Below are 10943 nucleotides of genomic sequence, written 5' to 3'. Positions count from 1 at the left end.
CTAGTGTGCTGGATTTGAAGTTCGCCGTCTTCACGGGCCACGCGCCGAGCGAACTTCAAATCCAAGAAAGCACACTAGAAACATACACTTGCTAGTGTCCTTATCGATTCCGAAGTTCGCCAAAGCCCGCCGCAAGCGCTTGCGAACTTCGGAATCGGGACACTAGAATTCGTCCCGCAGCCGCTCGACCGCAGCCTTGGCCGCCTCGCGATGCCGCGGCTTCAGGTGCTTGCCGACGATCGACAGCACGGCCACGAACACCGCCGCGTCGTCGGTGTAGCCGATGCCGGCGATGAAGTCGGGGATGGCGTCGGTGGGCAGCACGAAATAGGCCAGCGCGGCGAACATCATCCCCTTGGCCGCGACCGGGGTTTCGTCGTCGCGGGCGCAGAACCAGACGGCCAGGGCGTCGGAGGCGAAGGGCACGTGGGCGGCGACCTTGCGGATCTTCGGCCAGAAGCCGCGGGCCACCCGCTGCTCGTTCAGCCGTATGGCATGCGGGGTCAGCGCGCGGCTGCGATGCAGGGGCCCCTCTTTCCCGGAATGGGCTGGGTCGAAGCCGGCGTTGACGTGGGGTGACGCTTTTTCGCGGCCGCTCATCGGGCTAAAGCCTTGGCTGACAGACCTATAGATAACGAGATCGGGAGCGCTACGTCCATGCAACTCAACTCCTCCGTCGCCGCGGTCGTCACCGGCGGCGCCTCCGGCCTGGGCGAGGCCACCGTCCGCAAGCTCGCCGAGCGCGGCGTCAAGGTCGCCATCTTCGACATGAACGAAGCCAAGGGCGAGGCCGTGGCCAAGGAGGTCGGGGGCGTCTTCTGCAAGTGCAACGTCACTTCCGAGGAGGAGGTCGACGCGGCCTTCGCCAAGGCCCGCGCCGCCCACGGCCAGGAGCGGATCCTGGTCAACTGCGCCGGCACCGGCAACGCCATGAAGACCGCCAGCCGCGACAAGCAGACCGGCGAGACCAAGCACTTCCCGCTGGATGCGTTCAACTTCATCATCCAGATCAACCTGGTGGGCACCTTCCGCTGCATCGCCAAGTCGGCGAAGGGCATGCTGGACCTGGAGCCGCTGGAGGACGGCGAGCGCGGCGTGGTGATCAACACCGCCTCGGTGGCCGCCGTCGACGGCCAGATGGGCCAGGCCGCCTATTCGGCGTCGAAGGGCGGCATCGTCGGCATGACCCTGCCCATCGCCCGCGACCTGATGGGCGACGGCATCCGGGTGAACACCATCTTGCCGGGCATCTTCAACACCCCGCTGATGAACGCCGCGCCCGAGCAGGTGAAGGCCGCGCTCGCCGCCTCCGTCCCCTTCCCCAAGCGCCTCGGCAATGCGCCGGAGTACGCCTCCCTGGCCCTGGAAATGATCACCAACGGCTACTTCAACGGCGAGCACGTCCGCCTCGACGGCGCGATCCGCATGCCGCCGCGGTAGGGGCGCGAAAAGCTTTCGTCGATTTCGGGGAGTGGACGGGCAAAGCCGCTCCCCATTGCGCCCGAAGCGGGGTAGGGATCGCCCGAATTGACGGCGGCTTGCCCGCCAGGGACAGTCGAGCCAGCGCGTCACGCGAAAGCCTTCCATGCCCTTCTCCGAGTCTCCCGTCGCCCGCAACGCGCTGGTCATCCTGGCGGTGATCGCGTCCGGGGCGACGCTCTATGTGCTGGCCGGCATCCTGACGCCGCTGGCGCTGGCCATGTTCCTGGCGGTGATGATCGACGGCTTCGCGCGGGTGTTGCAGCACCGCCTGCCGCATATCTCGAAGCGGGCCGCCTTGCCTCTGGCCGTGATGATCTCGATCCTGCTGTTCGGCGGCACGGCCTTCTTCGTCGCCGAGAACGCCACCGGCTTCGCCACCCAGTTGGTGGCCTATGAGCCGAAGCTCGACGCCGTCATCGCCCAGCTGGCGGGCGTGGTCAGGGTGAAGAACCCGCCGACGGTGATCAGCATCATCCGCGGGCTCGATGCGACCAAATACCTGGGCTTCGTCGCCCGCTTTGTGCAGGACTTCGCTTCCACCGCGCTCTTCGTGCTGGTGTACCTGGCCTTCATCCTGGCCTCCCGGCGGGGCTGGGAGCGCAAGGCGATCGGCCTGTTCCCGCAGCGCGAGGAACGGCAGGAGGCGGTGGTCGCCTTCCTGCGCATCCGTGACGGGGTGGAGCGCTACCTGTTCGTCCAGACCATCACCGGCCTGATGGTGGCGGGGCTGTCGTGGATCGCGATGGCGGCGGTCGGCCTGCACGATGCGCTGTTCTGGGCCTTCCTGATCTTCCTGGCTGTCTACATCCCGGTCGCCGGCGGCGTGTTCGCCGGCGTCGCGCCGCCGCTGTTCGCGCTCGTGCAATTCGACGGCTACGGGCGGGCGATCATCCTGCTCATCGCCCTGCAGCTGATCGGCATGATCATCGGCAACGTCGTCTATCCGCGGATGCAGGGCCGCAGCCTCAATCTCGACCCGGTGATGGTATTGCTGGCGCTGGCCTTCTGGAGCGCTATCTGGGGCCTGACCGGAGCGTTCCTGTCCACGCCGCTCACGGTCATGGCCATGGTGGTCCTGGCGCAGTTCGACGGCAGCCGCTGGATCGCGGTGATCCTGTCGGCCGACGGCGATCCGCAGCAGCTGAAGAACAAGATGCCGAACGAGCCCCCCGACGAAGCCCTTCCGCCGCCCTCCAAAGGCCCGGCCGCCAGGCCGGCGCGGCGCCTGGCCAAGCATTCCTGATCGCCAAACCGTCACCGAAGGACTTCAACTTGCGTTTTCGGTTCCTATCTAAGGCTGGCCCCGGGCCCACGCGGTCCGGCGGCTGGGTCCGCACCCCCCCAAGCATGCGGACACAGCGAGCACAGAGCGTTCCGCCGCCCCCCCACGGCGGGACCAAACGGCGCCGGACTCTCTCCTCCGGCGCCGTCCTCGTGTCTGGAGGCGTCCTCTTCTCTGGAGGTGTCTCGTGAGCCGCGGCCCCAACCCCCAAACCCTCCCCAAGGCAGTCCTCGCCGCGCTGAAGGGCGATCCGGCGATCGCCGGCGCGCGGGCCTTCGCCGAGCAGGCCGCCGCCGACGCCGCGCCCGACGAACTGCCGGAACTTTCCACCGCCGCGCTGGGCGCCAACCTGGCTGACTTCTGGCGATTCGGAGAGCGCCGCCGCGGCCGGGGCCCGACGATCCGCATCGGGCGCGCGATCGGCAGCGACAGCGCGAGCGAGAGGACGGGGCTGGACCGGCTGGAGATCGTGCAGGACGACGCGCCCTTCCTGGTCGACTCGATCATGGGCGAGATCGCCGAACAGGGCCTCTCCGTGCGCGCCCTCTTCCACCCGATCGTCGAGGTGCAGCGCGATCGCGCCGGCGTCCGCGGCGCCACCGGCCTCGCGCGGCGCGAGTCGATGATCCAGGTATTCCTCGAACCCGTCGGCGCCGACCGCGAGGCCGCCCTGGTCCGCGGGATCACCGAGACGCTGAAGGACGTTCGCGCGGCGGTCGATGACTTCCCGCAGATGCTCGCCCTGATGGCCCGCACCCTGGGCGAGCTGGAGACCCACGCCAGCCGCGCGCAGCCCGAGGAGATCGCCTTCCTGCAGTGGCTAGAGGCTTCCCAGTTCGTGTTCCTGGGCGCGCGGGTCTACGAATACCCGCGGTTGAAGAGCGGCGACTATGCGGCCGAGGAGCCGCTCTACCAGGCCAAGGACGGGCTCGGCGTGCTGCGCGATCCGCACCGCACGGTGCTGCGCCGCGCCAACGAGCCGGCGATCCTGCTCGGCCGGGTCAAGGACCGGCTGCTCACCGACCCGGCGCTGACGGTCGCCAAGTCCAACGTGCGCAGCCGCGTGCACCGCCGCGGCTACATGGACTACGTCGGCATCAAGCGTTACGGCGCCGACGACCGGCCGATCGGCGAGGTCCGCTTCGTCGGCCTGTTTACCGCCGAGGCCTACGACCAGCCGGCCTCTGCCGTGCCGCTGATCCGCGAAAAGGTGGCCCATGTGCTGGGCCGCGCGGCCATGGCGCCCGGCAGCCACAACGAAAAGCGCCTGAAGAACATCGTCGAGAACCATCCGCGCGACGAGCTCTTCCAGATGACCGAGGACGACCTGCTCGCCGAGGCGCTGGGCATCCTGCATCTCTATGACCGCCCGCGGGTGCGCCTGTTCGAGCGGCGCGACCCCTTCGACCGCTTCGCCTCCCTGCTGCTGTTCCTGCCCCGCGACCACTACGATTCCGACCTGGCGGCGCGGGCCGGCCAGATCCTGGCGGGGGCCTACCGCGGCCGGGTGTCGGCCTCCTATCCGAGCTTCTCCGACGCGCCTCTGGCCCGCGTACACTACATCATCGGCTTTACGCCCGGCGCGCACGACCAGCCCGACCTGAAGGTGCTGGAGGCGGTGATCACCGAGGCCGCGCGCACCTGGGAAGACCGTTTCGAGGCCGCGGTCCGCGCCTCCGGCCGCGCGCCGCAGGAGGTCGCCGACACCCTGGCCCGCTACCGCGACGCCTTCCCCGCCGGCTATCGCGACCGGTTCGAGCCCGCCGAGGCGCTCGAAGACCTGGCGGTGATCGAGGCCATGGCCGAAGGCCAGACGGTCAGCGTGCGGGCCTACCGCTCGGCGGCCGACAACGAGCTGCAGTTCCGCTTCAAGCTCTACCGGCCGGACGCGCCCGCGCCGCTCGCCGACGTCCTGCCGATCCTCGACAACATGGGCCTGAAGGCGCTGGCCGAAGCCGGCTTCCCGATCTCTCGGGCCGACGGGCGCGTCGTCTGGGTGCATGACTTCGAGCTCGAGGATCCGCACGGCGCGAAGCTGGTGTTCGCGGAGCTGAAGCGGGCGTTCGAGGACGCCGTGGTCGCGGTCTGGACCGGCCGCACGGAGAACGACGGCTTCAACCGCATGGTGCTGGAGCTGTCGATCCCCTGGCGTGACGCGGCCCTGATCCGCGCGCTCGCCCGCCACCGCCAGCAGTCCGGGCTCGACCCCAGCCAGCGGGTGCAGGAAGAGGCGCTGTCGGCCCACCCGAAGGTGGCCAGGCTGATCCTCGAACTGTTCAAAACCAAGTTCGACCCGTCCACCAAGATCGGCGTCGAGAAGCGCCGCGAGCAGGCTGACGTGGTGATGATCCGCATCGTCGAGGCGTTGCAGCGCGTCGACAGCCTGGACGAGGACCGCGTGCTGCGCCGGCTGGCGCTACTGGTCGGCGCGATCCAGCGGACCAACTTCTACCAGCGGACCGCCGACGGCGAGCCCAAGCCCTACATCTCCTTCAAGGTGGCGAGCGGCGAGCTGGCCGACCTGCCGGCCCCCAAGCCCTACCGCGAGATCTTCGTCTGGGGCGTCAATGTCGAGGGCGTGCACCTACGCTTCGGCCCGGTCGCCCGCGGCGGCCTGCGCTGGAGCGACCGGCGCGACGACTTCCGCACCGAGGTGCTGGGGCTGGTGAAGGCCCAGCAGGTGAAGAATGCGGTGATCGTGCCGGTGGGCTCCAAGGGCGGCTTCTATCCCAAGCAGCTGCCGAAGGGCGGCTCGGCCGCCGCCGTCCGCGCCGAGGGGATCAGCGCCTACAAGACCTTCCTCTACGGCTTGCTCGACATCACCGACAACCTGGCGCCCGACGGCAAGGTCATCCCGCCGCAGGACGTCATCGCCTTCGACGGCGACGACCCCTACCTGGTGGTGGCCGCCGACAAGGGCACGGCCACCTTCTCCGACATCGCCAACGGCGTGGCCGAGGACTACGGCTTCTGGCTGGGCGACGCGTTCGCGTCAGGCGGCTCGGCCGGCTACGACCACAAGGCCATGGGCATCACCGCCCGCGGCGCCTGGGAGGCGGTGAAGCGCCACTTCCGCGAGCTCGGCAAGGACATCCAGGCCGAGCCGTTCACGGTGGTCGGCTGCGGCGACATGTCGGGCGACGTGTTCGGCAACGGCATGCTGCTGTCCAAGCAGATCAAGCTCCTGGCCGCCTTCGACCACCGCCACGTCTTCCTCGATCCCGATCCTGACCCGGCGACGTCGTGGACCGAGCGCGCGCGGATGTTCGCCCTGCCCAGCTCCTCCTGGGATGACTATGACCGCAAACTGATCTCCAAGGGCGGCGGGATCTACCCCCGCACCCTGAAGGCGATCCCGCTGTCGCCGCAGGTCAAGGCCATGCTCGGGACCGAGACCGACAGCCTGTCGCCGGCCGAGCTGGTCCATGGGATCCTCAAGGCGCCGGCGGAGCTGCTCTACCTGGGCGGCATCGGCACCTATGTGAAAGCCAGGTCCGAGGCCAATATCGACGTCGGCGACAAGGCCAACGACGGCGTGCGGATCAACGGCTCGGAGCTGCGCGTCAAGGTGGTGGGCGAGGGCGCGAACCTCGGCCTCACCCAGGCCGGGCGCGTCGAATACGCCCAAATAGGCGCTTCGGGGGCCGGCGGACGGATCGACACCGACGCCATCGACAATTCCGCCGGCGTCGACACCTCCGACCACGAGGTGAACATCAAGATCCTCACCGGCATGCTGGAGCGCACCGGCGAGCTGACCCGCCGGCGCCGCGACATCCTGCTGCAGTCCATGACCGAAGAGGTCGCCAGCCACGTGCTGGCGCACAACTACGACCAGACCCTGGCGCTCTCGCTGATGGAGATGGACTCGGTCGGCGAGCTCCTGCCGCACGCCCAGTTCATCGCCGAGCTGGAGAGCAAGGGCCGGCTCGATCGGGTGGTCGAGGGCCTGCCCGACGCCGCGGCGATCGCCGAGCGGGCGCAGGCCGGCAAGGGCCTGACCCGGCCGGAGCTGGCAGTGTTGCTGGCCTACGGCAAGCTTGAACTCAAGCGGGAGATCGTCGCCAGCGACGCCCCCGACGATCCGTTCTTCGAGCGGCTGCTGGTCGACTATTTCCCCAAGCAGCTGCGGCGCTGGGAAGGGCAGATGCGGCGCCACCGGCTGCGGCGGGACATCATCGCCACCGTCGTCGCCAACGACATGATCAACCGCTGCGGCGCGAGCTTCGCCTCCCGGCTAATGCCGGCGGCGGGCGCCGACGCCCGGGCCCTGATCGTCGGCTACGAGGCCGCCAAGGCGGTGCTGGAGATTCCGGCGCTGTGGGACGCGGTGGCGGCTCTGGACGGCAAGGTTCCGGCCTCAGGGCAGATGGCGCTGTTCCGGCGGATCAGCGCGGCGCTGCGCGGAGCCACGTTCTGGCTTTCCCGCCGCGCGGTCCGCGAGAACCTGGACGTCGACGCCCTGGTCGGGCGCTACGGCGCGGACTTCAAGGCCCTGCGCCGGCTGATGCCGGGCATCCTGTCGCCGATCGAGCAGGCCTCCGTGCAGGGCCACGTCGGCCAGCTGGTGCAGGCCGGGGCGCCTGAGGACATGGCCCGCGCCGTCGCCGTCCTGCCGCCGCTGACCACCTCCGGCGACCTGGTGGACATCGCCGAGGCCTCGAGCTGGCCCCTGTCCAACGTCGCGCGGGTCTACCACACGGCCGGCGCGGCCTTCGGCTTCGACCGGGTGCGCCAGGCGGCCAGCGCCTATTCGGTAGGCGACAACTTCGAGCGGATGGCGCTGCGCCGGCTGATCGAGGACCTGCTCAGCCAGCAGGCCGAGCTCACCCGCACGCTGATGGCCTTCGCCGGCGGCGCCCAGTGCGGCGACGACGCCGAGCACGCCAATGACGCGGCGGTGTCCTGGGCGGCGCTGCACCATGACAAGGCCACGGTCGCGCGCCGCACCATCGAGGACATCCAGGCCTCCGGCGGCCCCTGGACCTTCGCCAAGCTCACCATCGCCAACGCGGCGCTGCGCGAACTGGCGGCGGAAGGGGCGAAGCGGAAGCGGTGACGAACGGTCTGCCTTCCCCCGGTACGGGGGAAATGTCGCCAATGCCGAAGGCGGGCGACAATGGGGGAAGTGTTCTTTGACTTCCCACATCGACCCTCCAGCTTTCGCTGTCGGGCCACTTCCCCCGTACCGGGGGAAGGCTCTCAGTGCCTGAACACCCGCACGCCGGTGAACACCATGGCGAGGCCGCGTTCGTCGGCGGCGTCGATAACCTTCTGGTCGCCAATCGAGCCGCCGGGCTGGATCACCGCTGTGCAGCCGGCGTCCGCCGCCTGGATCAGGCCGTCCGGGAAGGGGAAGAAGGCTTCCGAAGCGCAGGCTGAGCCCCTCAGGTCGAGGCCGAAGTCGGCCGCGCGCAGGGCGGCGATGCGGGCCGAGTCCTTGCGGTTCATCTGGCCGGCGCCGACGCCGAGCGTCTGGCCAGCGCGGGCATAGACGATGGCGTTGGACTTCACGTGCTTGGCGACGGTGAAGGCGAACAGCATGTCGCGCACTTCCTCGTCGGTGGGCGCGCGCTTGGTCACCACCCTCAGGTCGGCCGCGGTCAGCCGGGCGTCGTCGCGGCCCTGCACCAGGAAGCCACCGGCCACCGACTTGAAGGTCAGCCCGGGCGCCAACGGATCGGGCAGGCCGCCCGTGGTCAGCAGGCGGACGTTCTTCTTTTTCGAGAAAAGCGCGACGGCGTCTTCGTCCGCCTCCGGCGCGATGACCACCTCGGTAAGCAGCTTGAGGATCTCGGTCGCGGTCGCCGCATCGAGCCGTCCGTTCAGCGCGATGATGCCGCCGAAAGCGCTCACCGGATCGCAGGCCAGCGCCCGCTCATAGGCCTCGGCCATGGTCCTGCCGGTGGCCAGGCCGCAGGGATTGGCGTGCTTGATGATCGCGCAGGCGGGGCCGGCCGCGGGATCGAACTCGGCGATCAGCTCGAAGGCGGCATCGGTGTCGTTGATGTTGTTGTAGCTGAGCTCCTTGCCCTGCAGCTGCCGGGCCGTAGCCACGCCGGTGCGCGGGTTGGCGAACCGGTAGAAGGCCGCCGCCTGGTGCGGGTTCTCGCCATAGCGCATGGTCTGGACAAGCTCGCCCGCGAAGGCGCGCCGCCGGGGCCAGGCCTCGCCAACAGCGTCCGCGAACCAGGCCCCGATCGCCGCGTCGTAGGCCGCCGTCCGCGCATAGGCCCGCGCCGCCAGGCGCTTGCGCAGATCGAGGCTGGTGGTTCCCGACGCCTGCAGCTCGGCCAGCACCTCTTCGAGGTCGGCAAGCTCGGTGCAGACCGCCACATAGCCGTGGTTCTTGGCCGCCGAGCGGATCATCGCCGGGCCGCCGATGTCGATGTTCTCCACCGCCGTCGCGTAGTCGGCGCCCCCCGCGACCGTGGACTCGAAGGGGTAGAGGTTGACGTAGACCAGGTCGATGCCGCCGATCGCATGCTCGGCCATGGCCTTGGCGTGATCGGGCGCATCGCGCACGCCCAGCAGGCCGCCGTGCACGACGGGATGGAGCGTCTTCACCCGCCCGTCCATCATCTCCGGAAACCCGGTCAGGTCGGAGATGTCCTTCACCGGCAGGCCTGCGTCGGCGATCGCCTTGCGCGTACCGCCGGTGGAGACCAGCTCGACGCCGAGGCCGGCCAGCACGCGGGCGGCGTCCACCAGGCCGGTCTTGTCGGAGACGGAGATCAGCGCGCGTTTGACGGGCGCGCGATCGGGGGCGGGCGGGAAATCGGGGGCGGCGGGCACGGCGTTCTCCTGGCGCTAGACCCTTCCCGATTCTGGAGAGATCGCCAGAATCGGGAAGGGTCTAATCTTCAAGCATTTAGAGCGTGCCGGACGCCGCAATTGGAATCCAATTGCGGCTGCCACGCTCTAGCGGGAAAATGCCCAGGCGAGCGGCGTAGATATGGTCCCGCGCTCCCCGGTGGTCGCCCACCTCATTCGCCAGTCACGCGGAATGCGACGGGGCTTAGGCCTGGGCCGCGGCCGCGTCAACGCGGGCCTGGTCGGCGCGCTCTTGGGCCGCAGAAAGCTTCCAGCGCACCTTGGCGCCGGCGTCGAGCCGGGCCTGGCCGCGCAGCACGATCTGCTGGCCGTGGCGGAGCTGGCCGTCCTGGTGGCAGACGGAGGCCTCCAACGTGACGTCGAGGGCGTCGTTGCGCAGCCACCAGCCGGTCTCCTCGCCCTCGGCCTTCAACAGCACGCTCCTGCGGTCGCGGGCGATCAGGGCGCTGACCTTGGGGTGCAGGTGGAAGCGGACCACGAAGGGGACGAAGCGGCGCCCGTCTACCCCGCCGCGGGCGGCGAGCGGAACCAGCCGGTCCTCGCCGCGCAGCTCGTCGGCCGCGACGTCGAGGTATAGCCGGCGCTCGTGGCGCAGGCCGAAACGCCGCGTCCAGCCGTCGTGCGCCAGCTCCAGCCAGAGCGCGCCGGGCGCCTCGTGGCGGCGGACGTCCAGGATGCCGTAGGCGCCCCTGAGACGCGGGCCCAGCACCCGGGCCGCGAACCCGCCGAGTGGTTCCCCGCACGAGGCCTCGCCGACGGAGGCGGTCGAGGCGGCGTCCACCAAGCGCAGCGCCTGCGGGCCGGCCGCGTCCGGCGACCAGCCGGAGCCCACGATCAGCCGCTTGCCTCCCGCCAGGACCTCAACCGCCAGTGGCTGGGCGCAGGCGGCGACGCTCCACGGACCGGACGCCGGCGCCTCGGTGTCGGCGATCACCTGCAGCGAGCGGGCTTCCAGACGGTGATAGCCGTTGCGCGAGGCCGGCGTCGGCCGCTCGCCGAGCTCGTCCTGGGCGCGGGCCGCGGCGACATAGGACTCCGGCAGCGCCGCGCCGCCCTGGAAGGCCGCCAGCCGGCCGTCGGCCAGGGTGAAGAACCGCACCGCCCCGGCCAGCCGGTCGATGGCGCGCAGCACCTCGTCGGGGGCGCCAAGGCCGCGCTGCGTCAGCGCGTCATCGAGAGTGGCGAGGTCGAAATAGAGCTCCAGCGCGGCCTGCGGACTACGGCTGGCGTGGCCGCCCTCGGGCGTCACGGTGTCCGGCAGCGCCCGGTCCAGCCGGGCCAGCGCGTGGTCGAGCAGCCGCTCGCCGGCATGCCCGCCCAGCGCGGCGCCCGCCACGGCGGCGGC

At 70.1% G+C, this 10943-nt stretch carries 6 protein-coding genes and 1 riboswitch; of the genes, 3 read left to right on the top strand and 3 right to left on the bottom strand.

The window, feature by feature from the left end; all coding sequences use genetic code 11:
- Positions 1 to 162: 162 nt before the first annotated feature.
- Positions 163 to 600 carry a YkvA family protein gene (locus JWP28_RS01895; RefSeq protein ID WP_299539373.1) on the bottom strand — a complete coding sequence of 146 codons (438 nt, stop codon included), beginning with the start codon at positions 598 to 600 and terminating at the stop codon, positions 163 to 165.
- A 57-nt stretch (positions 601 to 657) separates the two neighbouring features.
- Here JWP28_RS01895 and JWP28_RS01890 point away from each other — a divergent pair, with 57 nt between their 5' ends.
- The 3 genes from JWP28_RS01890 to JWP28_RS01880 all read left to right on the top strand — a co-directional run bounded on the left by JWP28_RS01890 (position 658) and on the right by JWP28_RS01880 (position 7823).
- Complete coding sequence (locus JWP28_RS01890) at positions 658 to 1440, top strand: SDR family NAD(P)-dependent oxidoreductase (protein ID WP_299539370.1); 783 nt, start codon at positions 658 to 660, stop codon at positions 1438 to 1440.
- Between the two features lie 145 nt (positions 1441 to 1585).
- Positions 1586 to 2725: an AI-2E family transporter gene (locus JWP28_RS01885; protein WP_299539368.1), complete on the top strand. Its 1140-nt coding sequence runs from the start codon at positions 1586 to 1588 to the stop codon at positions 2723 to 2725.
- Positions 2726 to 3002: 277 nt separating this feature from the next.
- Positions 3003 to 7823 (top strand): NAD-glutamate dehydrogenase, encoded by a 4821-nt coding sequence (locus tag JWP28_RS01880; RefSeq protein WP_299539376.1) that lies wholly within the window; start codon positions 3003 to 3005, stop codon positions 7821 to 7823.
- A gap of 143 nt (positions 7824 to 7966) precedes the next feature.
- Here the strand turns inward: JWP28_RS01880 and purH are convergent, their stop codons facing one another.
- Together purH and JWP28_RS01870 are read right to left on the bottom strand one after the other, a co-directional pair.
- Positions 7967 to 9559, bottom strand: a complete 1593-nt coding sequence (gene purH, locus JWP28_RS01875; RefSeq protein WP_299539366.1) for a bifunctional phosphoribosylaminoimidazolecarboxamide formyltransferase/IMP cyclohydrolase — start codon at positions 9557 to 9559, stop codon at positions 7967 to 7969.
- Between the two features lie 132 nt (positions 9560 to 9691).
- Positions 9692 to 9775, bottom strand: a riboswitch (ZMP/ZTP riboswitch).
- Positions 9776 to 9782: 7 nt separating this feature from the next.
- On the bottom strand, positions 9783 to 10943 hold a 1161-nt coding region (locus tag JWP28_RS01870), incomplete at its 5' end, for a heparinase II/III family protein (RefSeq protein ID WP_299539364.1).

Origin of the sequence: Phenylobacterium sp., from assembly GCF_028290885.1 — a bacterium.
Taxonomy (GTDB): domain Bacteria; phylum Pseudomonadota; class Alphaproteobacteria; order Caulobacterales; family Caulobacteraceae; genus Phenylobacterium.
This window is presented reverse-complemented; position numbering and strand designations above follow the sequence as displayed.